22 protein-coding genes and 4 tRNA genes are annotated in these 25,912 nt (G+C 39.9%); 11 read left to right on the plus strand and 15 right to left on the minus strand.

Translation table 11 applies throughout. From position 1 onward, the window contains the following. Nucleotide 1: 1 nt before the first annotated feature. The 7 genes from rsxB to AN394_RS10580 form a co-directional block, all read right to left on the minus strand. Nucleotides 2–556, minus strand: coding sequence for an electron transport complex subunit RsxB (gene rsxB, locus AN394_RS10550; RefSeq protein WP_054563643.1), 555 nt, complete (start codon nucleotides 554–556; stop codon nucleotides 2–4). 1 nt (nucleotide 557) lies between these two features. Further along, entirely contained in the window at nucleotides 558–1,139 is a 582-nt protein-coding gene (gene rsxA / locus AN394_RS10555) for an electron transport complex subunit RsxA (RefSeq protein WP_054553689.1), read from the minus strand. Between the two features lie 175 nt (nucleotides 1,140–1,314). Continuing rightward, nucleotides 1,315–3,258, minus strand: a complete 1,944-nt coding sequence (locus AN394_RS10560) for an EAL domain-containing protein (RefSeq protein ID WP_054563644.1) — start codon at nucleotides 3,256–3,258, stop codon at nucleotides 1,315–1,317. A 181-nt stretch (nucleotides 3,259–3,439) separates the two neighbouring features. Beyond that, nucleotides 3,440–3,516 (minus strand) — tRNA-Asn (locus AN394_RS10565). Between the two features lie 29 nt (nucleotides 3,517–3,545). Continuing rightward, nucleotides 3,546–3,622, minus strand: a tRNA-Asn gene (locus tag AN394_RS10570). A gap of 19 nt (nucleotides 3,623–3,641) precedes the next feature. Beyond that, a tRNA-Asn gene (locus AN394_RS10575) sits at nucleotides 3,642–3,718 on the minus strand. A 21-nt stretch (nucleotides 3,719–3,739) separates the two neighbouring features. After that, nucleotides 3,740–3,816, minus strand: a tRNA-Asn gene (locus AN394_RS10580). A gap of 815 nt (nucleotides 3,817–4,631) precedes the next feature. Between AN394_RS10580 and AN394_RS10585 the strand changes: the two genes are divergently transcribed. From AN394_RS10585 to AN394_RS10625, 9 genes are all read left to right on the plus strand, one after another. Then, nucleotides 4,632–5,855, plus strand: a complete 1,224-nt coding sequence (locus AN394_RS10585) for a reverse transcriptase family protein (RefSeq protein ID WP_055021484.1) — start codon at nucleotides 4,632–4,634, stop codon at nucleotides 5,853–5,855. Then, nucleotides 5,845–6,570, plus strand: a complete 726-nt coding sequence (locus AN394_RS10590) for a retron Ec48 family effector membrane protein (protein WP_055021485.1) — start codon at nucleotides 5,845–5,847, stop codon at nucleotides 6,568–6,570. The genes AN394_RS10585 and AN394_RS10590 overlap by 11 nt, the downstream gene beginning before the upstream one ends. 192 nt (nucleotides 6,571–6,762) lie before the next feature. Further along, nucleotides 6,763–6,954, plus strand: coding sequence for a glycosyl hydrolase 108 family protein (locus tag AN394_RS22290; protein ID WP_055021486.1), 192 nt, complete (start codon nucleotides 6,763–6,765; stop codon nucleotides 6,952–6,954). 111 nt (nucleotides 6,955–7,065) lie between these two features. After that, a complete protein-coding gene (locus AN394_RS10600; protein WP_055021487.1) occupies nucleotides 7,066–7,803 on the plus strand; it encodes a hypothetical protein in 738 nt (245 codons plus the stop codon). Between the two features lie 80 nt (nucleotides 7,804–7,883). After that, on the plus strand, nucleotides 7,884–8,084 hold the full coding sequence (locus AN394_RS10605; protein ID WP_055021488.1) for a hypothetical protein: 201 nt from the start codon (nucleotides 7,884–7,886) through the stop codon (nucleotides 8,082–8,084). Nucleotides 8,085–9,215: 1,131 nt separating this feature from the next. Next, complete coding sequence (locus tag AN394_RS10610) at nucleotides 9,216–10,595, plus strand: MATE family efflux transporter (protein ID WP_054563645.1); 1,380 nt, start codon at nucleotides 9,216–9,218, stop codon at nucleotides 10,593–10,595. Then, a complete protein-coding gene (gene uvrB, locus AN394_RS10615) occupies nucleotides 10,592–12,586 on the plus strand; it encodes an excinuclease ABC subunit UvrB (protein ID WP_054563646.1) in 1,995 nt (664 codons plus the stop codon). Before AN394_RS10610 ends, uvrB begins: the two co-directional genes overlap by 4 nt. A 5-nt stretch (nucleotides 12,587–12,591) precedes the next feature. Next, nucleotides 12,592–13,521, plus strand: coding sequence for a class I SAM-dependent methyltransferase (locus tag AN394_RS10620; RefSeq protein WP_055021489.1), 930 nt, complete (start codon nucleotides 12,592–12,594; stop codon nucleotides 13,519–13,521). Next, a complete protein-coding gene (locus tag AN394_RS10625) occupies nucleotides 13,521–14,177 on the plus strand; it encodes a tRNA (adenine(22)-N(1))-methyltransferase TrmK (protein WP_055021490.1) in 657 nt (218 codons plus the stop codon). Before AN394_RS10620 ends, AN394_RS10625 begins: the two co-directional genes overlap by 1 nt. 15 nt (nucleotides 14,178–14,192) lie before the next feature. Here AN394_RS10625 and AN394_RS10630 read toward each other — a convergent pair whose 3' ends face one another. The 8 genes from AN394_RS10630 to dinG all read right to left on the minus strand — a co-directional run bounded on the left by AN394_RS10630 (nucleotide 14,193) and on the right by dinG (nucleotide 20,289). Then, nucleotides 14,193–14,435 (minus strand): hypothetical protein, encoded by a 243-nt coding sequence (locus tag AN394_RS10630; RefSeq protein ID WP_054563649.1) that lies wholly within the window; start codon nucleotides 14,433–14,435, stop codon nucleotides 14,193–14,195. A 69-nt stretch (nucleotides 14,436–14,504) separates the two neighbouring features. Further along, entirely contained in the window at nucleotides 14,505–15,392 is an 888-nt protein-coding gene (locus tag AN394_RS10635; RefSeq protein WP_055021491.1) for a DMT family transporter, read from the minus strand. A 72-nt stretch (nucleotides 15,393–15,464) separates the two neighbouring features. After that, the gene (locus AN394_RS21680; protein ID WP_082401733.1) at nucleotides 15,465–15,623 is read right to left on the minus strand and encodes a YbaM family protein; all 159 of its coding nucleotides are present in this window, start codon (nucleotides 15,621–15,623) and stop codon (nucleotides 15,465–15,467) included. Next, nucleotides 15,620–15,892, minus strand: coding sequence for a late competence development ComFB family protein (locus AN394_RS10640; RefSeq protein WP_054563651.1), 273 nt, complete (start codon nucleotides 15,890–15,892; stop codon nucleotides 15,620–15,622). The genes AN394_RS21680 and AN394_RS10640 overlap by 4 nt, the downstream gene beginning before the upstream one ends. A 46-nt stretch (nucleotides 15,893–15,938) precedes the next feature. Continuing rightward, entirely contained in the window at nucleotides 15,939–16,832 is an 894-nt protein-coding gene (locus AN394_RS10645; RefSeq protein WP_200907876.1) for a histone deacetylase, read from the minus strand. Next, complete coding sequence (locus AN394_RS10650; RefSeq protein ID WP_055021492.1) at nucleotides 16,829–17,437, minus strand: primosomal replication protein; 609 nt, start codon at nucleotides 17,435–17,437, stop codon at nucleotides 16,829–16,831. Before AN394_RS10650 ends, AN394_RS10645 begins: the two co-directional genes overlap by 4 nt. Further along, nucleotides 17,438–18,214, minus strand: coding sequence for a TSUP family transporter (locus tag AN394_RS10655; RefSeq protein ID WP_055021493.1), 777 nt, complete (start codon nucleotides 18,212–18,214; stop codon nucleotides 17,438–17,440). Continuing rightward, nucleotides 18,214–20,289, minus strand: a complete 2,076-nt coding sequence (gene dinG, locus AN394_RS10660; RefSeq protein ID WP_055021494.1) for an ATP-dependent DNA helicase DinG — start codon at nucleotides 20,287–20,289, stop codon at nucleotides 18,214–18,216. The genes AN394_RS10655 and dinG overlap by 1 nt, the downstream gene beginning before the upstream one ends. Nucleotides 20,290–20,439: 150 nt before the next feature. On the opposite strand from dinG, the gene AN394_RS10665 reads away from it, so the two are divergent. Both AN394_RS10665 and AN394_RS10670 read left to right on the plus strand, forming a co-directional pair. Further along, nucleotides 20,440–22,788, plus strand: coding sequence for a DNA polymerase II (locus AN394_RS10665; RefSeq protein WP_055021495.1), 2,349 nt, complete (start codon nucleotides 20,440–20,442; stop codon nucleotides 22,786–22,788). 255 nt (nucleotides 22,789–23,043) lie between these two features. Next, nucleotides 23,044–25,902 carry a TonB-dependent receptor domain-containing protein gene (locus AN394_RS10670; protein WP_055021496.1) on the plus strand — a complete coding sequence of 953 codons (2,859 nt, stop codon included), beginning with the start codon at nucleotides 23,044–23,046 and terminating at the stop codon, nucleotides 25,900–25,902. Nucleotides 25,903–25,912 lie beyond the last annotated feature (10 nt).

Consider the following 25,912-nt stretch of genomic DNA (forward strand, 5'->3'; position numbering starts at 1 on the left):
CCTAATCTACCTGAGTCACAGGGATTGCGTTTAATTGCCATTTCCAGGTTTGTTTGGTTTCTTTGACAGGCAGCATATCAATACAGTCTACAGGGCATGGTTCAACACATAAGTCACAACCGGTACATTCATCGATTAATACAGTGTGCATTTGGCGAGTTGCGCCAACGATGGCGTCAACAGGGCAGGCTTGAATACATTTGGTACAGCCAATACATTCATCTTCACGAATATAGGCAACGGTTTTAACTGGATCTGCTTGCTCACCGCCAGCCAGAGGTTTTGCTTCAACACCCATTAAATCAGCGAGTTTTTTTACCGTGGCTTCGCCGCCTGGTGGGCACTTATTGATTTCGTCACCATTGGCAATTGCTTCTGCATAGGGACGACAGCCAGGGTAGCCACATTGGCCACACTGTGTTTGCGGTAAAATGGTATCAATTTGGTCAACAATAGGGTTGCTCTCAACGCGAAAACGAACGGCGGCAAAACCTAAAATTAAACCAAATATTAGCGCTAATGAACCTAACGCTATCAAAGCATAAAACAAGGTCATATTAAAACTTCACTAATCCTGTAAAACCCATAAAGGCCATCGACATAAGGCCTGCGGTGATCATCGCAATTGAAGCACCTTTAAAAGGAGCAGGGACATCAGCCGCAGCTAAACGCTCACGTAATGCGGCAAACAGTATTAACACCATAGAGAAGCCCACTGCGGCACCAAAGCCGTACACAGCCGATTGTAAGAATGAGTGGTCTTCTTTGATATTAAGTAGAGCAACACCTAAAACAGCACAGTTAGTGGTGATAAGCGGTAAGAAAATCCCTAATAAGCGATAGAGTGTCGGGCTGGTTTTTCTCACCACCATTTCGGTAAATTGCACGACAACAGCGATAACCAAAATAAAACTCATGGTACGCAAAAATTCGATATCCAGCGGGATCAAAATATAATGATTCACCAGATAACTAGTCACGGAGGCAAGTGTAAGTACAAAGGTTGTGGCTAAAGACATACCAATCGCGGTATCTAACTTACCCGATACACCCATAAACGGGCATAAACCTAAGAATTGAACTAAAACGAAGTTGTTGACTAGCACAGTGCCAATCAATAACAAGACATATTCTGTCATGCGTGCCTCACGAGAATAAAAACGGCTCTATTATCCTTTTTTATGGGGGCCGACACAACACATGAGGGACGAATAGCTAAAATTAACAAAGCTGTTTACGATTAAAGTGTTAAAGCAAAGTTAATAGATGGAATAGGCCCAAAAATAGTAAGGTTTTTTGGGCCTTAAAGAGGGGTTAGATATCTTTTGGCTTTTCGATGTAATAGCCTTGCACACCATCTAAGCACAGCGTTTCGATGATATGTTTTTCTTCTTGGCTTTCTACGCCTTCAGCAAATACACTCACACCAATACGGTGAGCAAGATCTACCATTAAGCGCATAAAGTATTGATTGTTTTTATCTTCTTCGAGGCCGCGAGTATAGCTTGCATCCATTTTGATAAAGTCAGGTTTTAAGTCTCTAAAGAATTTAAATGAGGTTAACCCCACACCAAAGCGTTCTACAGTAATACGTGCGCCCACACGATGTACCATATCGATAAAGCGTTTACTTGCTTTAATGTTTTGTTGTAATCCAAACTCACTGACTTCAAAAATAAGTTTTGATGCAATGTTACTGTCTTTCAGTAAGCGGCGTTCTAACCAGATCACAAACTGATCATTGTGAGCGCTTGATGCCGTAACATTAATACCAAAGAATTTTTCAGAGAAATTACGGGTTTTAACTTTTTCTAAAGTGGTATCGATAATTAAGCGGTCAATTTCCATTGCCATTTCTAGCTTCTCTGCCATAGCAAGGAAAGAGGCTGTTGGCAGCATTTGATTTTCTGCGGTTTTAAAACGAACTTGAATCTCTGCATAGGCTTTAACACTTTTACCTATTGGCATAATGTTCTGCATAACCAAGTGAACACGTTTCGACTCAATCACTTCGCTAATAACTTTACGCCAGTTTTGGTTACCAAAACCTGCGCTGGCGTTATTAACTAAGTCTGTTTCGCGCTGCACATGCCATGCATTCGCTTGTTTTGATTGCGCCATGCTCATTGCATTATCAACAATCGATAATAACTCACCAAGCGGCTTACCTTTTTCGTAGCCAACAATACCTGTGTTAGCAACTGAGCTTAATTCTTGGTTTTGCTGATACTGAGTAAAACGCGATTGTAAGTTATCGCCAAAGCGTTCAGCTTCTTTAAGAGGGGTATTAGGTAATACCACTGCAAAGTCAGAGCTGTTTAAACGAAAAACCTGACTGCCTGTATAGGTGCCGCTAATATGTTTAATAATATCAGCCACACCTTTTACGTATTCATCACCTTTTTGGTAACCACGGGTTTGGTTGATGGTTTGCAATTCGCTACAACGAACCATAGCAAGCGAACCAAACGTGCTCTTTTCTACGTTCTCAATATTCTTTTCGTAGTACTCAACAAACATATTTCGATTGCCAAGGTTTGTAACTACATCTTTATACGCTTCTTTTTTAATATTTAGCGCATTATTTTGAATGTCATCATGCTTGGTCTGTAAGAAATGCGATAGGCGATTGAACGATGGAATTAAATCTTTGCTTAACTTCTTTAAGCGGGTGGTATCCATCGCTTGCTCGAGGTCACCGTTAACCTGATTTTGGTTGATATAAATATCAACGATATCTGAAATGGTCGTACTAATTTTACGATTTAGGCGGCGGAACATGCTCTTCATATAAATAATAGGAAGTAGGGCAATAAGGCCTGAAATCAAAACTACAATAAATAAAGACTGTTGTAATAGGCTAGCCAGGTTGTGTGCATTAATCGTAAACTCTACTTTAATGTCAGATGTTTGATTAACGGCGAACTGAGGGCGAATGGAATTAAAACTGTTATTAACTATTTCAGCAAACAAGGGTAGGGATTGGCTAGATTCTACCATGCTAACCACTTGACCTGATTGATCACGGATCACAAGTTTAGAAAAAGTGCTACCATCGGCAAATGCTTTTTGTATTTTCTCTGGTGCAAGTTGCTCAATGGTTTGTGTATTTATATATGCGTTTACTACACGCTGTGCTTTTTGCTGTGCATCACTGACTGCGCTATCAAAGCTAAGCGCAATAAAGTAACCACCTAATAATGCAAACAGCAACCAAGATATAAGTTGTATAAAAATAAGTTTTTTAAAGCCAGCCATGTTCTTATCTTTTAAAAGCCTAAAGGAAGGAATCAATTCCTTGATTGATTGCTTTAAGTATAGTCGTTGTATTCTAAAGCATAATATAGAATAAACTTAAATTAGGTTAGATTATAAGTGCTTTAAAGTCTAATACAATCGACGAATAATAGTAGATAAAATTTTAATAGATTCGCGGAGTTGGCTCCCCCTCCCCGACTCGAACGGGGGACCTGCGGATTAACAGTCCGTCGCTCTAACCAACTGAGCTAAGGGGGAACTAAATAGAGTAGTGTGGTGCTATGATTTGGCTCCCCCTCCCCGACTCGAACGGGGGACCTGCGGATTAACAGTCCGTCGCTCTAACCAACTGAGCTAAGGGGGAACAATCATATTCATAAACTTGGCTCCCCCTCCCCGACTCGAACGGGGGACCTGCGGATTAACAGTCCGTCGCTCTAACCAACTGAGCTAAGGGGGAATCGTTTATGATTGAAAAACTTGGCTCCCCCTCCCCGACTCGAACGGGGGACCTGCGGATTAACAGTCCGTCGCTCTAACCAACTGAGCTAAGGGGGAAGCGTCATGCCTTTCAACGGGGCGAAATATTAATGACAGCATTGCAAAGTGTCAACATAAAAACTTCATAAATTCAAAAAAGAAGCTTATTCGATGTTTTTATGTTCGATCTGAGCAAAATGTAGCTGAAAAGCTCAACATTTTTTGCTTAGCAGCGGAGGATCTATGTCGAATGCATCACTTTTTTGCATGCTTTTTGAGCTGAGTCATTTTTTAAAAATATAAAAAAGGTTTCTTTGCTAAGTCATTCTTTACCAAATCGAGGAAATCACTATTAATGCAATGTTTTCAAATTTTAAAGTTGAACCTATAGAGCATTAAAAATTCTCAGAAGGCATTGCGAGATATTCAAATATGGCAGGAGTTTAATGGTCAAGTCATCTAAGCTTTAGCCATTAAATTTGGTTTAACGCAAAGGCGTGTTGCTGAGGTAATTCAGCAACAGCGAGGGGTCGAAGTACAGAGAAGACAGAGAAGTTTATTTTGATTCATTCACTTTATATTCATATTGCGGCATTTTCTCTTTGGTGTTAGTCTTAAATAATCAGTGGCGCATCGCCACTCTGCTTTGTACTAATGTCTTTGATAGTAAATGCTATCTTTCGATAGCCGTTCTAGGAATTCAAATTGACTTCACTAGAACTACAAGGGGCTGCCCTCCACCATTGCCTGACCCGGCGAGCGGCTGCAGTCAAAATGATAAGCCTGGCAGGTTGACATTTAGGTAGATACTTTCAAAAATTTAGTAATAAAAAGCGGCTGAATGTTAATTCCTATTGTATGGATAGCCAGGCTTATATCAAAAAAGGACTTTTGTGAAAACTCATTTTCAGTATCACATTAAAAAAAGAACAAACAGATCTATCCCCTCAATAGGGGTACTTAAAAGGACATTAAGTATTACCGATGAAGAGTTTGACTCTTTTTATACCTTAATTGCTAATGATGATGCTTATAAAAAGGTATCAGGGCACTTCAAAAGTTCAGGCGATGAACGGCTAGTTTATAATCCTCACCCACTAGTCAGAAAAATTCAAAGAATGATTAACTCTCGCATTTTTAATCCAAAGAAACCTAAGGAAGGGGTAGTTATTTGGCCAAAATATTTATATGGTTCAGTACCTAATACACTAAAATGGGTAGATGGTAAGCTAGAAGTTTTTCACAGAGATTACATCTCATGCGCTAAAAACCACTGCCTTACCAAAAGCATTTTAAAAGTTGATATTAGCGACTTTTATGAAAATATACATTGGCAGGACGTTTATGAAATATTTAATAAAGTATTTAAATATGCCGATGATGTCTCGAAGGCATTAGCTGACTTTTGTACTTATGATAACAAAGTGCCACAAGGAGGATTAACTTCTAGCTTCATAGCATCGGCAGTTTTACATGATGTCGAGCCCAAGCTAGTTCAGAGGTTACATAAAAAAAAGCTTATTTATACACGTTTGGTTGATGATATAACAGTTTCAAGCTATACGAAGAACTATGACTTTACTCTAGCTGTCGGATTAATCAAGGAAATGCTTTTAAGTAAGGACCTTCCAATTAATGAAGAGAAGCTAGTTATCTCTAATCACTCAAACTCTTCAACGTTAGTACATGGCCTGAGAGTGAACTTTAAGCAACCAAGGTTACCAGAGGACGAAGTCTCTAAGATCAGGGCTTCAGTTCGCAGCCTAGAAAACTTAGCTAAAGATTCAAAGTATAGGACTAGTCGAGATTATAGAAAAAGCCATGCTATGTGTATGGGCCGTGTAAATAGAATGCAAAGTATAGGGCATAATCAAGCAAAGCAGTTACTTAACAGAGTCTTAAAAATACTGCCACTGCCTTCATATCAAGACATAATTACAGCACATAAGCTAGTCTATAGGCTCGAAAAGAACTTTGAAAATGACAAAGGGACATACTCTTATAAACGAATATATAACCTTGCTCATTATGAACTTAATCTTCTGCAAAGAAGTTTCTCCAGTCATGCAAAGGGTTTGAGGTTAAGGCTTAAAGAAGTGAGGCCAAATGAAGTTTAATTTAAAATGCGATCCACTTAATGTATCAAAATATTTAATAATTTTTCATGTAGTGATCACATCGCTTGCTTTTATTTTTATAACGTCAGTAATCTATATAGAGCAATCTTATTTCAACAGGCCTTTTTGCTTCACTCAAAAATGCATTAAAACATTCGGGCTTAGCTTTAAGGATGCATTTGACTTCTTAGAGATATCTCTAAAGCTGTTATTCACTTCAGTAACAATATTTAGTATTTATTTTGCTTTAAGAAATTACATAAGCGCAACAACCGCTGCAAAAACCACGATTCACCTTACTAATTTAAACACTTTTAAGGATTATTTAATTTCAGAATCTAAGGGTGAAAATGCTTTAAACGTAAAGAAAATAGATATCTTGAAGTGGTACAATATCATCTATCCAGATTCTCGGTTCGGGGAACTGTATGTTTCCGAAACCTATAAACAGAAATTGAGTGAGATAAATAGGCTAATAGACAATTCAAATTCCTGTTTTTCAGGAACTTCAGAGGAGGTAAGTTTCTTTGATTATAAACAACATCAAACTCAAATGATTAATTTACTCAAGACTATAGGAATTAGCCTACCTCGTTCGCCAAGAAATAGCTTTAAAGATAACGAAAGATCAGTTTTTAGTTTAATTAATAAAATAAACAAAGAGTTCTGTGGGCATAATAATGCAACTTTGATTAAAGCTCAAAACTATAGATAATTCCCGAAACCCCGCACGGCCATAACTAACCGAATCCCAACCACAATACCGAAAAACAACATGGTTTTTCGGTATGTCTCAAACAATCAACCTATCCCCATTTAAACAACTGCCAGAAGTAAAGGCAGCGTAGCGCCTTATTCACTGCACTTTTCTGAATGCATTTTGACACTGCTATTTTTGGAAGGTGGTTTGCGAAGTGATGGCGGGCTAAATGATAAAGCATCAGACCGTGGAGGTTTAACTAAGTTTGGCATAAGCCAACGAGCTTACCCTAATTTAGATATAGCCAATTTAACACTGGCCCAGGCTGTGCGTATTTATCACCGTGACTATTGGCGCGCCATGTGGTGTGAACAATGCCCGCCAGGTGTTGCATATTAGCTATCAGGTGGAAGTTTAAAAGAGGATAAAATTCTTTTTCTGGGTTGATTTTAAAGCCTGTTCGTACTTCATATTGCAACTTCTCTTATGTGGAGTTAAAAATCGCTTAGAATGAGTTTTAAACAGCATTTAAACAGGTTAGAGTTTGCAACTCTGTATTTTAATATGATGAAAGGCTTAACAGTGCTAAAAAAAATTATAAAATTTATCATTATCTTGTTGGTTGGTGGACTCGGTTCAGGAGTTTGGGAGTTATTTTTAAAGGATACTATTTTCACTATCGGAGAGTTGTTTGTGAGGTTTTTTAACTCTTTTATCAGTGATTACAACAACAGCTTATATGAAAATGTGGGAAGTGGAGGGGAAGCCTTGAAAGTTTTTTCTTCAATTATACTTCTTGTTTTGCTGTGTCTGATTCCAATTTTTTATTATATAAGGTTTTGTCGAACCTGGTCTGAAATTGAAGAAAGTGGTGAATCTAAGTTTTCTGAACCTGAAGAAAACAATGAATCTAACTTTTTTGAACTGTTTATAGAAAAACATCCTATGATAGTTAATATTATCGTCTTTTTCGCGATGTTAACTTGTTCCTTAATGTACGTGAACCTCACTATTCAGTTAGCATCAGAGACTGCTGCGGTGAATGCAATAAAAAGAAGACTAGATATTATTAGACCTTATATAAATGAAAATGAGTATTTCAAACTTTATAGTGAATATAGACAAATTGATGGTATTTTTACATTACAAAGATTGATAAATAAAACAGAAGCTATTGCTGTTGAGAAGAAGGTTCAATTACCAAAAGTTAACTTATATGGGATAACTACACCGAAACTAGAAAATTAAAATTCCTGAATTTCCGCACGGCCAATAATCTCACCTTAAACACCAAACTGAACACAGATTTTTAAAACCTGTGTTCAGCCATGACGACTAAAAAGCCAAAACCACTTACAGTTTTAAATGCCCAGCACCCGAATAAACTGGGGGACGCTGCATGTCGCTTTAATAGTGAAATTAACGAGCAGGGGATTAGCCCGCGCGTTATGTTTATGCCAGATGGTCACTTTAAGTCACAAGATGGCCGTCCATTTGATGCGCCAATTAATAATTGGTTTTGTGAATAAGTTACTTTTGATGACCTTTAAAAATAGAAATCACTCGCACCAATGTCTTTTAATTTGATACAAGCTTCGAATTATTAAGAGAGTGAACGAAATGGCATGCAAGGGGAGTCTTAAATATGGTTGTAATGGTCAACTAATTTTGGCCACAGTTTTAGAATCTTGGTATCTAACCTCAGATTCATTTGACGCTGAACCAGCATTATAATGATGAGTTATACATTAAATTATCTAACTTATTGAAACAGGTGGTGTAAGTTAAGGTTTTATCAAATAGTTGAGATTTTCACCGTTAGGGAGCCGTACAACGCATTTAAGAAGCTTTATCTCGAAACCTAACAGAGTATTAAATTGAATTTATTCAAGGCGCTGAAGAGCCTATTGAAAGGCAATATGAGACTGGCAAAGACCTATCAAAATCTATTTCTGCATTACTGAAGTTTACAAAAGCTTTTACTGATTAAAAAAGCAGCACTCGCTACTTTTTTCTTACCAACCCTTACCTATTCTAGTCTGCGCGACTTTCGTGGTAATTTTAGTTTACACATCATAACCCGTGCAATTACCGCGATTAGTATCTCGGCTACAGTTGTAGAACATTTTTGCGCCTTCTTTTCACTAAACTTATAAAACCGTTAAAACAAGATGCTTTGCTATTTATAGTATTATGCGTTTCAGGCTAGCCTTAAAAGCCTTTATATTTGCGGCTTCTAGCGAGTTATCCACGGTTTCTGTGGATAACTCTGTTTATTAAACTTTAAGAACAGCTATAGTGCTAGGATTTTCGAGGGCTACAGCAATTTCAAGTATTTAATTCACTTTTTTTAATTCATTTTAAATCAATGTGTTAGTGTTTTTATCTGAAGCCTTGCTGAATTGATGAGTAAATTTATTCGTGACGATGAAATGGCGCTATTTATTGTGTAAAAAAACAGCGAATACTGCCTTTTAATTGTAACAAAGCTATTAAACTTGTTTTTATATTGTTTTTTATGAGGGTTAGTGGTTATTTTTATGTCAAAGCGTCAAAAGTAATAGTTTTGTGTATGAATTTTGATTCTGTTAATAAAGCATAGCTTGCAAGAGAAGGATGCTTTAAACTTACAGGTTCAGAAAAAGAGGCAAAGTATTCCCATGAGCGTGAAACCGCAGAGCAAAACTAAACCTGATCTTTTAAACTCACCCATTCTGCCAACCTTGAAAAAAATGACCATCCCAATGATCTTTGGCATGATCACCTTAATGATGTTTAATTTGGTTGATACCTTCTTCATTAGTTTGTTAGGTACAGAGCCTCTCGCCGCTGTTAGCTTTACCTTTCCTGTTACTTTTACTGTTATTAGCCTTGCAATTGGTTTAGGGATAGGTACCTCTGCGGTTATCGCTAAAGCACTTGGTAGTGATAAGTTAGATGAAGCACGTTTTGATGCCAGCATGTCGTTGTTGGTATCGGTGGTGATGGTGTTTAGCTTATCTGTAGTAGGTTATTTATTAATAGATCCGATCTTTAAGTTATTGGGTGCTGGCGAATTAGTCTTACCGCTTATTCATGAGTATATGAGTGTGTGGTTCTTAGGCAGCGTATTTCTAATTACCCCTATGGTTGGCAACTCTGTGCTTAGAGCCAGTGGCGATACCAAAACACCGAGCATTGTTATGGGTGGAGCAGGGCTGATTAATGCCATCTTAGACCCTATACTTATTTTTGGCTTTGGACCCGTTCCGGCATTAGGTATTCAAGGCGCAGCTATTGCTAGTGTTATTGCCTGGTCAGTTGCTGTCGTTATCATTTTATACATCCTTGCGGTAAAAAATGGTCTATTGAGTTTGCATGCTGGTGTACAAACGCCGCTTAGCTCGATTCGTAAAATTCTTAAAATTGGTTTACCTGCGGCTGGCGCAAATATGCTGACACCTATTGCCATGGCGGTCATGACAGCATTAGTGGCTAAACATGGTCCTGAAGCAGTTGCGGCGTTTGGTGTAGGCAGTCGCATTGAATCTATTGCAAGCCTTGTGGTGCTTGCTTTGTCGATGACCTTGCCGCCATTTGTGAGTCAAAACTTTGGGGCAGGTAAGTTTGAGCGTGTTAAAGAAGCCTACACAAAAACCTTGAAATTCGTGATGATTTGGCAGTTCGCTATTTATATTTTACTGCTGTTAACCTCTGGCTTTATCGCTGATGTATTTGGTAAAGAGCAAGCGGTAATGGATGTGATTAAGTTATTCATTTATATCTTGCCATTGAGTTATGGCCTGCAAGGGGTGATTATTTTATCTAACTCTTCATTTAATGCTCTGCATAAACCAATGAATGCACTGATTTTAAGTGTAGTACGCCTGTTTGTTTTTTATGTACCTTTTGCTTATATAGGCAGCGAAATTGCAGGCTTAACCGGTTTATTTATTGGTGCGGCGATTGGTAACTTATTTACTGCAACGGTTGCCTATAAATGGTTTATCAAAGAAGTTGATGGGTTAAGTGAGTCATATATGAAGGAGTGTCATTCATGAGCGACCATTTCCAACTAGTTTCTAAGTTTCAGCCAAGTGGTGACCAACCAACGGCAATAGCACAGTTAAAAGATGGCCTAGAGGCTGGGCTTGCGCATCAAACATTATTAGGGGCTACGGGAACGGGTAAAACCTTTACCATGGCCAATATTATTAATGATTTGAATCGTCCAACTATCATCATGGCACACAACAAAACGCTCGCGGCACAGCTTTATGGCGAAATGAAAGAGTTTTTTCCCCATAATGCGGTTGAGTATTTTGTATCTTATTACGATTATTACCAGCCAGAAGCCTACGTTGTTGCCAGCGATACCTTTATTGAAAAAGATGCGTCTATCAATGAGCACATTGAACAAATGCGTTTGAGTGCTACCAAAGCGCTGCTTGAACGACGCGATACCATTATTGTGGCTTCGGTGTCTGCTATTTATGGTTTGGGCGACCCAGACTCATATATGAAGATGATGCTTTTACTGAAAGTGGGTGAAACCGTCGATCAGCGCGATATGCTGCGCCGTCTGGCTGAGCTGCAATATACAAGAAACGATATTGAATTTAGCCGCGGTACTTACCGTGTACGTGGTGAAGTGGTCGATATATTTCCAGCTGAATCGGATACTTACGCTGTGCGTGTGGAGATGTTTGACGATGAAATTGAGCGCTTAAGTATTTTTGACCCGCTTACAGGGGCTGTTGAAAAGCACATTGTGCGCGCAACTATTTACCCGAAAACACACTATGTAACTCCCCGTGAAAAAATTCTTGATGCCATTGATAAAATTAAAGGTGAGCTTAAAGACCGCCGAGCTCAGCTACTTAGTGCCAACAAACTTGTGGAAGAGCAGCGTATTGCTCAGCGCACCCAGTACGATATTGAAATGATGACCGAGCTTGGTTATTGCTCAGGCATCGAAAACTACTCGCGATACTTATCAGGTAGAACACCGGGCGATCCACCGCCGACATTATTAGATTACTTACCTGATGATGCATTGATGATTATTGATGAATCACACGTTACTGTGTCGCAAATTGGTGCTATGTATAAAGGCGATAGAAGCCGTAAAGAAAATCTTGTTGAGTATGGCTTTCGCTTGCCATCGGCATTAGATAACCGCCCATTACGTTTTGAAGAATTTGAAGCCATTGCTCCGCAAACTATTTATGTGTCGGCAACACCTGGTGACTTTGAGCTTGAGCGCTCATCAGGGGAGGTTGCTGAGCAGGTCATTCGTCCAACCGGGCTTATAGACCCTGAAATTGAAGTGCGCCCTGTGGGCACCCAGGTTGATGACTTACTCTCAGAAATCTATAAACGAGTTGAAGTGAACGAGCGAGTACTTGTCACTACTTTAACTAAGCGTATGGCAGAAGATTTAACCGACTATCTCAACGACCATGATGTAAAAGTTCGCTACTTGCACTCAGACATCGACACCGTTGAACGAGTCGAAATTATCCGTGATTTACGTGCCGGTGTGTTTGATGTGTTAGTGGGCATTAACTTATTGCGAGAAGGTCTCGACATGCCAGAGGTTTCACTTGTTGCGATACTTGATGCTGATAAAGAAGGCTTCTTACGTTCGACTCGCTCACTTATTCAAACCATTGGTCGTGCTGCGCGTCACTTAAATGGTAAAGCGATTCTTTATGGCGACCGCATAACTAACTCGATGCGACAAGCCATTGATGAAACAGACCGTCGCCGTGAAAAACAACAAGCTTATAACCTTGAGCATGGTATAGAGCCGCAAGCACTGGTTAAAAGTATCACCGATATTATGGATGTGGGTGAAGAGGCAAGTCCGAAAGATAACCTTAAGTTGGTGCGTAAAGAGTCTAAACAAGTGCTCAGCGCGAAAGATATTGCTAGCCAAATCAAAACCCTTGAAGCGAAAATGCATGCTTATGCTAGCGATCTTGAGTTTGAAAAAGCGGCGTCTGTGCGTGATGAAATTCACGAATTACAACAACAGTTAATTAACTAAAGATGATGACAAACGATTTTTCTGCCATTTTAAATGCCTTAGCAGAGGCTCCACTTGCTGCTAATGAATTATGTCGTGTATTCCATGGCCGTGGTCACTCAGTCGCTGAGCTGAGCCACATAAACTTAGACTTTTATCCGCCAGCACTCTTTTTAGTTTCATATCAAGAAATAGATGAACAAGTGCTTGCGCAATTAACTGATACCCTGTGGCAATGGGCGCAACAGAATGCGCCAGAGCTTGTAAGTGCATTGGTTTACCAACAACGTAGCGGCATTAACACTCGTAATGCCCTGATGTTTGGTGAATTACCCCAAGAGCACCATGTCAGTGAAAATGGTATTAAGTTTAAAGTCGATTTATTGAGTCGCCAAAATACTGGGATTTTCCCTGATATGCGCCGTGGCCGAGAGTTTGTTCAAGCCAATAGTAAAAATGCAAAAGTGCTCAACCTATTTTCATACACGTGTGGCTTCTCTGTTGCAGCAATGCAAGGCGGTGCTGACCAAGTTATTAATATGGATATGAATAAAGGGGTGCTGCGAACTGGTAAACAAAACCATCAGTTAAATGGTTTTGCTCAAGGGGTTAGTTATTTTCCGCACGATATTTTAAAATCATTCGGTAAACTAAAAAAATCAGCGCCGTATGAATTAATCATTGTTGATCCACCGAGCTTTCAAAAGGGCAGCTTTATATTGACCAAGGATTATCAAAAAATCTTGCGTCGTTTACCTGAGCTGTTAAATGAAAACACCCAATTATTACTGTGTGCCAATAGCCCTGAGCTTTCAGAGCAGGCCTTTAAAGATCTCATTAGCGATCATACACAAGGAGCAATTAGTTTTGTTGAGCGATTAGCTCCTACTGATGGTTTTATTGAAGTAGACAGTGATCGCAGCTTAAAAGCGTTAGTTTATAAAACAGCAAACTAATGGCACTGAGTAAACGACTATCAGCCATCATTGATGTGGTAGATTCAGGTTATGACGAAATCTGGGATTGTTGCTGTGATCACGGTTTGTTAGGCATTGAGCTGCTACAGCAAGATAAAGCACCGCTTATACATTTTGTTGATATTGTGCCTGAGTTAATGCAGGCACTAAGTGATAAACTCGAACGTTTTGCTACAAGAGAGCAACGCGGCCGTTGGCAGGTACATTGCCAAGATGTAGCAATGATTTCACCAGATCCTAAAAAACGCCATCTTGTTATTATTGCTGGAGTGGGTGGTGAGTTGTTAGTGCAGTTCTTAGCGAAGATTGTAAGCCAACAGCCAAATACGCATATCGACTTTATTGTTTGCCCAGTGCATCACAGTTATCAAGTTCGTAGCTATTTACAAACACTGCCCTTGGGGCTCGTCTCTGAGCAGTTGGTGTGTGAAAACAAACGATTTTATGAAGTTATTGCCATGAGTGCGTCATCCTCGCAACAGATCACTCGAGTAGGGCACTCAATGTGGCAGCTAACAAGTAAAGAGCACCAAACGTATTTAAAGCAGTTATGTGCTCATTACCAACGTATGTTAAATCAAGACGCCGATTATTATCAGCCTGTGCTTGAACAATACAGTGCATTATTATCTTAATTAGAGTTAACTTAATTAAAGTTTATTAATCTCTTGTTTTACGCTGTAGCTAGAGTCAGTAACAATGGCTTCGAGAGTTTGTACTCGCTCTCTTAGCTCTTGCAGCTCTTTTGTTACTTCGGCTACATGTTCGTTGGCTTCTTTTGAATTTTTTAAAGTTCGTGATTTAAACTCAAGGTGTTTTTTATACATATCATAAATTACCCCAGAGCCAACTGATATCAGCACGATTAACACCACCATGGTAGTACCTGACATACACTTCTCCTTCCTTTTTTAGTATCTAACAGAATATAGATTGTATTTAAAAATGCAATTTGCATTCTGTTACAAGGTGTTTCGTTTTAGAAACGGCTTGATGCGAATAAAGCCTGTAACGAGCATGGTACCTGCGATAACACACAGTGCGCCAACTAAGGTATTAGGACCAATTTGCTCATCTAAAATTAAATTTCCCCACACTATGCCAAAAAGTGGAATCAAAAAGGTCACAGTCAACGCAGAAGTTGGGCCAATGTCATCAATCAAACGGAAGAACAAGATATACGCTACCGCTGTACACAGCACTCCGAGTGCCACCACACCAAGCATAACCTCGTTACTTGGCATTTCTCTGGCAGGAATAACAAAAATAAGCGGCAGCACCATGATACTCGCCGTCCACATACTGCCATGGGCATTATCAAAAGCAGATAACTTAGGTGCATGTTTAGTGTAATGGGATGCGATGGCGTAGCTGAGTGAAGCACACAGTGCCGCAACAATTGCCGTGATAGCTTGGCTGTCGATAGCCAGGCTATTTTGACCTACCAAAATGGCCACGCCCGTTAAACCCAACAGTAAGCCAAGCAACATACTTTTAGTGGGTTTTGTTTTACTCCAAATAATACCCACGATGGCACCCCAAATTGGCGTTGTTGAGTTTAATATGGATAAGGTAGATGCATTAATTGTTTGTGCTGCATAGGCAAACAATAAAAAAGGAATGGCGGAATTAAGCGCGCCAAGAATGAAAAAATGCTTTTTGTGGGTCGCGAACGCAAGTTTCTTGCGTAAGTACAGCGCAAAAATAAACAGTGTTATAGCTGCAAAGCCGACTCTTAACTCAATTAATACTGCAGGGCCTAAGCTATTCGCTGCCATGCGCATAAATAAGAAGGAAGCACCCCAAATAGCAGCAAGGATGAATAAGCGTAATAAACTTGGCAATGACATGGTTTTACATTCTTAAATTATAAAACCTGAGCATACCAAATTTATGCCCCAATACTGGCCATTTTCGGACTATTAATCAGTTGATTGTGGGAGTTTTTTTTCAAAATCAGATTTTACGATCTCTAAAGCCGCTAATACATCTTCTGCGGGAACATCGTTTTGCTCTAAGAGCATAATGAGATCAACAGCAATTTTTATATAGTTAGGTGCGCTTTCTAACTCACTGCTCATACTTTTAGTTCCTTTTTCTTAGCAACTTGGCTAATGGCAACATCGATAGCAGTTTGCACTTGTTGCTCCATTTTAATGCGCTCTGTTTGTGGTAAATAAAATTCCATATCGACATCGTAGCGGATGTAGCGGGCAGGCAGTTGGTTTAATACGGTGCAGCATAAATCTGCCATAATATCATCACTATAGGTTGATTCTAAGTTGCGCTTAGTGATGTCTTCGACAACTAATTTTTCATAGTAGTTGTGAATGTCGTCATGCATTTTCATACAAAATAAGCCTAATTAAATAGTCACTTTTAGTGTATACCAAGCTTTAAAATAAATCGACAGCAGCCCTAAAAAGCTGACCGTGAACATCAACCAAACGGCTTACATTTCGTTGATAGCCGCCGCCCATAGCTGCAAACACTGGGATATCAGCTTCCTTCGCTTGGCTTAATACAAAATGATCACGTTGATACACGCCTTCTAAACTCACTTGAAAGTGTCCTAATTCGTCATCTGTTGCGATGTCTGCGCCGGCGTTATACAAAATGATATCTGGCTGGTGGAGTCTAATGGTCAGAGCTAAAGCTTGTTTGACTGTCTCTAGGTATTCAGTATCTGAAGTGCCATGCTCTAAAGCAAAATCGTAGTTTGATTGCTGCTTAATGCGGGGGAAGTTTTGCTGACAATGAATTGAGCAGCTAATTATTTGAGGATGTAGTTGCGTAACTTCAGCTGTACCGTCGCCTTGGTGAACGTCACAGTCAAAGATTAATACGGAGTCGGCTTGCTCAGTATCAATCAAGTGTGCAGCAGCTATCGCTAAGTCATTAAAAATACAAAAGCCACTACCATAGCCCGTAAAAGCATGGTGATAACCACCACTTAGATTAAAAGCCGCACCGCGTTGCAAAGCAAACTCAGCGCCTTGAATACTCGCCCCAACAGAGTAAAGTGTTCGTTCAACCAATTCAGTGGACCAAGGAAAGCCCATTTTTTTAATGGCTTTGCTATCAAGACTGCCAGTTAAAAAAGCGTCGACATAGTCGGGGTTATGGCACAGAGTAAGCTGCGCTTTAGTGGCTTGTTGTGGGGTAATGAAATACTGTTCATCAATGAAGTTGCTGACAAGCTGTTTTAACAAGCGATATTTATCAATTGGAAAGCGGTGACGCTCAGGTAAAGCTAACGCTGAATAACTTGGATGGTAGTAAAACATTATCTCAGCTGCTGTTTCTCGACCTGTTGAATTTTGTCTTCAGTGGCAGAAATTGCCTTACGACAACGGCCAAGTCTTGCGTGTAATGCGAGTATTTCTTTGTTAATTTCGGCTGCTTGCTGTGTATTTGCAGCTTCAAGTTTTAGTTTTCGCTCTTCGATCATCAATACTAAGCGGCGTTCAAACTCATGGTTTTGCTTTAGTTCGTCATAAAGTTCATGGGATGACTGCATGATTTTTTTAACTGCTTGTTTATAAACCTGTGGTTTAGCTTTTGGCTTAAAACTGTACTTATTTTCTTTAGCCCATACCGGGGTTGATTTGATCACATTAAATACCGCCTCTACCTGAAGGGTAATGCGCTCAAGTGCATATTGGTAAGCATGGCGATGCTCAGCAGGCGGCAAGCTGTTTAGTTCATCTTCGATTTCGCTTACGTAGTCAGTAAGCTTCATACTTTTTGTGCTAAACACGGCTTTATCAAACAAACTTGGTTGGGCTTGCATATAGCGATTTTTAGCAAATAAATTACCCTTATCAAATTGTGTGGCTAATTGTTTGAGCCTTTCAATTTGTGAACGTAGTTTATCAAAAGCAGTCGATTGCATTTATAAATAAGCCTCATAGATTAACTTTAATGCTAACACTATAACCACAGTGTTAAACACTGGGCGGATCATTTTACTACCAAACTTTATTGCTGAATGTGCTCCTAACCATGCTCCAAGCATCAAGAAAAAGCCCATTGTAATACCAAGTAAAAAGTTCACATGGCCAAGCGCCACGAATGTGATCAAAGAAATAAAGTTTGAAACAAAGTTCATTGAGCGGGCAAGGCCACAGTTAAGCAACAAACTCATTTTATATAATAGGCTATTTGAGGCTGTCCAAAATGTGCCAGTGCCGGGGCCTGCTAAACCATCAAAAAAACCAAGCCCTAATCCTTGTAGCCATTGTTTAATTTTAGTTTTGCTATCAAGCTTTGGTAACTCGTTATGTTCAGTTGTACTCAAACTGCCAAATAAGCTGTAACAAGCGACTAAAATAATCACCACCGGTAGTAATTTATTTAAAAATTCAATACTTAAGTAATCAACCACTAAAGTGCCTACGAGTGCCCCAATAGCTGTCGCTAAAATAGATGCAGCCCAAAACCGTGGGTTGAACAACTTTTTACGAAAATAAGTCACGCTGGCCGTCAATGAGCCAAAACTCGCTGCAAGTTTATTGGTACCTAAGGTGAGATGGGGCGGTAAGCCTGCAGTTAATAGCGCTGGCACAGTTAACATCCCGCCACCGCCTGCAATTGCATCAATAAAGCCCGCTGCCAGTGCGACTGCGCATAATAGTGCCCAGGTTGCTGGGTCTAAAGCTAATTCAAACATTAATAATCAATTTGTCTTTTAAAAGGTGGCAAGGTATCGAGCATGGCTTTGCCATATCGCTTGGTCACTAAACGGCGATCAAGGATAGTAATGCGACCCTGATCATTTTCTTTGCGCAGCAGTCTACCACAGCTTTGTACTAATTTCTTTGCCGCATCAGGTACGGTTATCGAAAGAAACGGGTTGCCACCTTTACTTTGCACAAACTCAGCCTGCGCTTCTTCTATTGGTGAGGTAGGCACCGCAAATGGAATTTTTGTAATTACCAGGTTTTCTAAGTATTTACCTGGTAAATCAAGACCCTCAGATAAACTTTGAGTACCAAATAAATAGCTAGCACGGCCTAAATCTACATTGGCTTTATGCTTTTTAAGCAGTGCTTCACGAGACATTTCACCTTGCACTAAGACCTCAATTCCTTTGCTACGAAGCGCTTTAACAACATGATCCATCTGCCAATAAGAGGCAAATAATACTAAATTTGCTTTTTTATCATCAAGGAACTTAGGTAATTGCTCAGCCAAGTGGTCGCTAAACGCTTTATCGGTCGGCTCAATATGGCTGGCAGGGATATGTAGCGTCGCTTGTTTTGGGTAATCAAACGGAGAAGGGACTTTTATGTATTTTACGCCTTCTTCTTTGGCAAGACCGCATTCATAGGCAAAGTGATCAAATGAACCCAATGCAGTTAAGGTGGCTGAACAAAGTACGGCACCCGCACATTGATTCCATAATTTATCTTTTAGGTAATAGCCAACTTCAATAGGGCAATCACTGAGTAAATGGTCGTGATGGTTCTTATATTCCAAGCGTTTTATCCACCTGGCATGGGGAATACCTTCGCCTTTTGTGGCGTAGCTAAACCACAGCTTATTTAATAACTCTAAGCGATTAATGTACTGACCACTTTCAGCCAAGATTGGATCGGCCACATAAGGTTTTATATCGCCATCACTTACGTCTTGCACTAGGGTATCGTGCATCTTGTTGAGTGCTCTTAGGGCATCAAGGGTGGCATCGCTAATATCTTTTGCTTTGGTATGTAAAGATGCTGGGATTTCACCGTGCTCAAAACGATAGGTGTCATCACTGTTATAGTTAAAGTCTGCGTTATCAAGAATATCACGCACCACTTTTAAGTTTTTACCAGCATCATTGATACTGTCACTGAGCTTAAAATTTTGCCCAATTGCTTTTTGACCTACGAGCACATTGGCCATTTTACCAGCAAATTTAACCAGCTTGTCGAGCCAGTCTATGGTGCCTTTAATGGTTGCTGCAGCAGAAGAAAAATCGCGGGTGATGTGCGCTAAATGGTGCGCTTCATCGATTACATAAATTGTATCGTCAGGCTCAGGTAGAATTTTACCGCCACCCAAATCAAGATCAGCCAGTAATAAAGAATGGTTGATCACTAGCACATCCATTTGCATAAGACGCTGACGTGCCATATGAAAAGGGCAGAGCTGATGAGCGCGCATTTGTCGTTGGCATGAATGCTTATCACAGGCAATTAAATTCCACACTTTATCAGGGATGGTATCAGCCCAGCTATCGCGGTCGCCTTGCCATTGCTTTTTTGAATAAGCATCATAAAGTTGCTTTAAGCATTTGGTTTCCATATCAGAAAGCGGCGATGACAGGGTCGGCATAAACTCCATTTGCGTTTGACTGTCGCCATTTACAGCAGCACTGAGTTTTTGTGCACAGATATAACGCTGCCGACCTTTCACTAAATCAAACTTGATGTCTAGGCCAGAGTGCTCTTTAAAAAAAGGCAGCTCCTTACTAATTAACTGCTCTTGTAGGGCAACGGTTGCCGTCGAAATCACTAATTTCTTTTTCTTGGCCATCGCTAAAGGCAATGCCCCTAAACAATACGCCAGTGACTTACCGGTTCCGGTGCCTGCTTCAATAACACAAATTCGTTGGCTCTTGTGATACTCGCCAGCCAGGGTTTTTGCTATCTCGGCAACTAAGTAGTTTTGACTGCTTCTAGGGCGGTAATCGGTGAGGTTATCAGCAACATGCTTATGAATTTGCCGAATTGTTTTTTTTAAAGAGTCAGAAAGCATGCCCAGAAAACCTAAAGTATGTATATAATTACAGTAATGAATTTTAGAGATTTAACTGGGCAACTACAAGCGACTTGTTACTTTAATTAGTTAATCAACTTAGCTTTGTTTAACTAATATGCCTAAATTATAGTAAAAAGGTTTAATTACATGCAGTTAGCCTCCGGCTTTATTCTTTCCACGCAATGCTATGATAGCGCTAAGGGCATTTCGATTGTGGTGTGGATTTTATCTAAGCAAGGGCCTGTAAAACTAATAAGCACACCGCAAAAAGCAGTGTTCTTTATTAATGAATCTCAAATAGACGCTGCGAATAGAGTGTTTTCAGAGCATGGTATTTTTTGTGAAATTAAACCTGTGGCACTGAAGAGCTTTATGCAACAAGAAGTAGTTTCTTGTTACTTTTCATCATTAAAGCACTATTACAATGCAGCGAAACGACTCAAAGCGCAGCATATAAAAGTATATGAGGATGATATTCGCCCTGTTGATAGATTTTTAATGGAACGTTTCATTAAAGGGTCAGTTTGGGCTCAGGGAATACAAATAAAAAGCCATCCATATCCTGTTTTAACAGATACTAAGTTCAAAAAAAATAACGATTTTACGCCACATTTTTCAAGTTTGTCGCTCGATATAGAATGTAATGGTGAAGGAGTGCTATTTTCAATAGGTCTAGTAGGGGCACACATAGATACAGTGTTGATGGTAGGCCAGCCACAAGATACCAGTGAACTTGAATTTAACCTTCATTGGTGTGTGGATGAAATTGATTTACTCAATCAGCTTTGTTTACACATTGAAACTGTCGACCCTGATGTGATCATTGGTTGGAATGTGATTGAATTTGACTTTAGTGTTTTACATGCCCGCGCTGAAGCACTCGGTGTCGAATTACCGCTTGGCCGCAATAAAGAAAAAATGCAGCTGCGGCAAGGTAATTTTACCCGTATTACAATACCTGGCCGAGTAGTTGTAGATGGTATTGATACCCTAAAAAACGCCACCTATCACTACGATAGTTTTAGCCTTGCTAATGTAGCGAGTATTGAACTTGGTGAAGAGAAGCTGATTAGCACAGATAATCGCTTAGAAGAAATTATTCGCCAGTTTAATGAAGACAAACTGTCTCTTGCTAATTACAACAGACAAGATTGCATGTTAGTGCTGCGAATTTTTGAGAAACTTAAGTTACTCGATTTTGCTGTTGTGAGAAGCCAACTCACCGGACTTGAATTAGAACGAATGGGTGGCTCAGTTGCCGCCTTCACTAACCTTTATCTGCCGCTACTACATAGAAGTGGCTATGTAGCCCCTAATTTAGGCGATCATGGCTTAAGTTTTGACAGCCCAGGTGGTTATGTCATGTCATCGCAGCCTGGCCTATATAAGAATATCTTGGTGCTTGACTACAAAAGCCTTTATCCATCAATAATGCGCACATTTTGTATAGACCCTCTGGGACTAATTGAAGGTTTAAAAAAGCCAGATGACGCAATCGAAGGTTTTAACCAAGCACAGTTTTCACGTACTGAGCACCATTTGCCTGAGCTTATTCGTGAACTTGCAGCAACAAGACAAATAGCCAAAGATAAAAACCAGCCTATGCTCTCGCAGGCAATTAAAATCATTATGAATAGTTTATACGGTGTACTTGGCTCTAAAGGTTGTCGTTTTTATGACCCGAGATTGTCGAGCTCAATTACTTTACGTGGCCATGAAATAATGCAAACAACTAAGCAATGGATAGAAGAGTGGGGCTATAACGTCATTTATGGTGATACAGATTCAACCTTTGTTAAGCTTGATGATGATCTAAATTCACTAAACTGTAATGAAATCGGTACGAAACTGGCAGATAAAATTAACAAACGCTGGCAGCAGGTTTTGCAGCAAGATTATAAAATAGACAGTTTTTTAGAAATTGAGTACGAAACCCACTATAGCCCATTTTTTATGCCCACAATTAGAGGCAAAACAATGGGTTCAAAAAAGCGTTATGTAGGAAAAGTCGAAAATAATGGCGCTTCAAAATTAGTCTTCAAAGGTATGGAAACCGTAAGAAGTGATTGGACAGAACTTGCTCATGAATTTCAGACGGAATTATTTGAAATATTATTTTCTGAAAATTACAGACAAGAATTTATTTTTCAAGCCTTTGATAGGTATGTTAAAAAACTTTATGCAGGTGAATTCGATTCTAAGCTAACCTATCGCAAGCGACTGGGTCAGCATCTCACTGATTATCAAAAAAACATCCCTCCTCATGTAAAAGCAGCGAAACAGCATTTAGCTGACAATCCCCACCTAACGTTTCAACGTGGTCAAATAATTGAATATGTTTACACCGCTAACGGCGCTGAGTACTACACAGGTAAACATAAATATGATTATGGCATTTATGTTAATAAACAATTATTGCCAATAGCTGAGATGATTGTTGTTGATTTGGGTACTAAAATTTCATCTCTAAGTGACCGTCAGATACAGCTTTTTTAGAAAAATTAACATTTTTTTGACTCTTTGTTGCGATGAATGATTGTTCAGCTCAGTTTAAACGCTTATTTGTGTGTTTTTTGTTCATAAAATAAGAAAAAGTAAACTTTTTGCTGCTTCATTAAAAAATTGTAAATAAAGGGCTGGATATTTTGTTTTATTTGTTTATTATTTGTTTGTCGCAGTCCTGATGCGATACAAATAATAAACAAGCTTATGCTAAATATAGCCACAATATAGTGGTCCAGGGAGAATCAAATGTTAAATAATAAAGTTTCAAAAGCAGTTCGCTTAGCGCTTGCTTTTGGTACAGCTTCAACAGCTGCGTTTTCTGTAAACTCTTATGCTGCCGAAGAAGAAGCAGTAGAAAAAGTTGAACGTATTGAAGTTACAGGTTCACGTATCAAACGTACTGATATTGAAACTGCAAGCCCAGTACAAGTTACAACAGCTGAAGAAATTGAAGTAGCTGGTTTCACTCGTGTTGAAGACATGATGAACAGCTTGCCTCAACTTGAAGCTTCAAGCACTGCATTCCAATCAAATGGTGCTTCTGGTACTGCTACTCTTGATTTACGTGGTATGGGTTCACAACGTACCCTAGTACTTATCAACGGTCGTCGTATGCAAGCAGGTGGTATCTACAGCCAATCTGCTGATATCAACCAAATTCCAGCTGCACTTATCAAACGCGTTGACGTTATGACAGGTGGTGGTTCATCAACTTACGGTGCTGACGCGGTAGCGGGTGTTGTAAACTTCGTGATGGACGATCAGTTCGAAGGTTTCGAAGTAAACCTTGGTTCAACAGCTTATCAACACGATAATGACAACGAGTACATCCAAGGTTTAATGGATGATAAAGGTTTCGAATACGAAAGTGGTAACACTGGTTTTGACGGTTCATCGTTTGATTTCTCTGCTACTTTAGGTGGTTCATTCGATAGCGGTAAAGGTCATGCTGTAGGTTACTTCACTTACAACAAACAAAATGAATTACGCCAAGGTTCACGTGATTACTCGTCATGTGCATTATCTTCTACTGGTACATCTTGTGGTGGTTCTGGTAACGCGGTAGTTCCTAACTTCTACATCGCTGGTGTAACAGACGACGGTGGTTTCGATTGGGATGATTACGATTACTGGACACTTGGTACAGATAGCAGCTTCATTCCTTCAAGCGGTAACTTATATAACTACGCACCAGTAAACCACTTCATGCGTCCGGATGAGCGTCACACGTTAGGTTTATTTGCTAACTATGAAGTTAATGATAACTTCCACCCATTCATTGAAGCTATGTTCATGCGTGACCGTACTTCTGCTCAAATCGCAGAATCAGGTACGTTCTTCAATGAAAACTATGTTATCGATTATGATAGCCCGCTTCTTACAGATGCACAGCGTCAAAACCTAACTGACCGTTTCGGTCTAACTTCTGGTGACCAATTTGCAACTTACATCGGTAAGCGTAACGTTGAAGGTGGTCCTCGTGTTAACCAACTTGAGCACAGCTCATTCCGCCTAGTATTAGGTAGTAAAGGTGAAGTCAGTGACCTTTGGTCATATGAAGCGTTCATGCAATATGGTTCAACTTCTTCATCTTCTGCATACGAAAATGACTTCTTCGGTCCACGTATCAGTACTGCGCTTTCTGCAAATGGTGAAGATTGTGCGGCAACTGACGGCTGTATTCCTTACGAAGTATTCACTTACCAAGGTGTTTCTGCTGAAGCAGCTGGCGCACTAACTGGTACTGCAATCCTTAACGGTGTTACAGAGCAATTCATCGTAAGTGGTTTCGTAACAGGTGAATTTGAGTTTGGTCTTCCTTCTTCAGATTACCCACTTGCTGCAGTATTTGGTGCTGAATACCGTGAAGAAACATTCGGCCGTACGGCGGATGAAGTTTACGCGCAAGGTCTATTACTTGGTCAAGGTGGTCCTACTAAGAGCCTTAACGGTGAGTACGATGTAACTGAATTCTTCGGTGAGTTAAGTGTTCCTATCGTTGAAGGTATCACAGGTGTTGAAAGTCTATTAATTGACTTAGGTTATCGTTGGTCTGATTACAGCACTTCAGGTTCAGAGCCTACTTATAAAGTAGCAATGAACTGGGACGTAACTGAGAACTGGAAAATCCGTTCAAGCTACAACCGTGCTGTTCGTTCTGCAAACAACGGTGAGCTATTCGCTCAACAAAGCCAAGGCTTATGGGGTGGTGTAGATCCATGTGCGACTGCAACTCCAGAGCTTAGTCAAGCAGCTTGTGCTAACACAGGTGTAACAGCGTCACAATACGGTAATGTTGGTAAGAGCCCTGCAGATCAGTACAACGGTTTCTTCGGTGGTAACCCAGAGCTTCGCCCTGAAATCGCAGATACAATCACTTTAGGTGTTGTTGGTAACCCATTTGAAGACTTTAACTTCTCAATCGATTACTGGGATATCGACCTTGAAGATGCAATCGGTGCAATTGACCCTGAGTTAATCGTTCGTCAGTGTGGTCTTACAGGCGATGCACAATTCTGTGACAAGATTGAACGTACACCTGGTAGCGGCAGCTTATGGGTTGGTTCTGGTCAAGTTGTAGCAACAAACACTAACTTAGGTAACATTCACTTTGAAGGTATCGACTTAAGTGCTAACTACGACATGGAAATTGGCGGTGGTACACTTTCTACAAGCCTAATCGGTACTTACATGATGACTAAAGAATATGAAGATATTCCAGGTGTAAGTGAACCGTATGACTGTGTTGATACACTAGACAATGGCTGTTTCCCACAACCAGAATGGCGTCATGTTCTAACTGCAAGCTATGACACTGGTAGCTGGTGGAAAGCAACTGCTAAATGGCGTTTCTTCAGTGGTGTTAACGACTACACTGGTGCTGATGAACTAGTTCAAGACGGTATAAGCTCACAAAGCTATCTTGACCTTAAAGGTTCATTCACTATCAATGACTACACTCGTGTACTTGTTGGTGTGAACAACGTATTAGATAGAGAGCCACCACTAGTTGGCGGTACATTATCTACAAATGGTAACGCAGTTGCTGGTTACTACGACACATTAGGTCGTTACTTCCACGCAAGCGTTTCATTAAAATTCTAATTTGAATTAA

It is taken from the genome of Pseudoalteromonas sp. P1-26 (genome assembly GCF_001401795.1).
GTDB lineage: Bacteria > Pseudomonadota > Gammaproteobacteria > Enterobacterales > Alteromonadaceae > Pseudoalteromonas.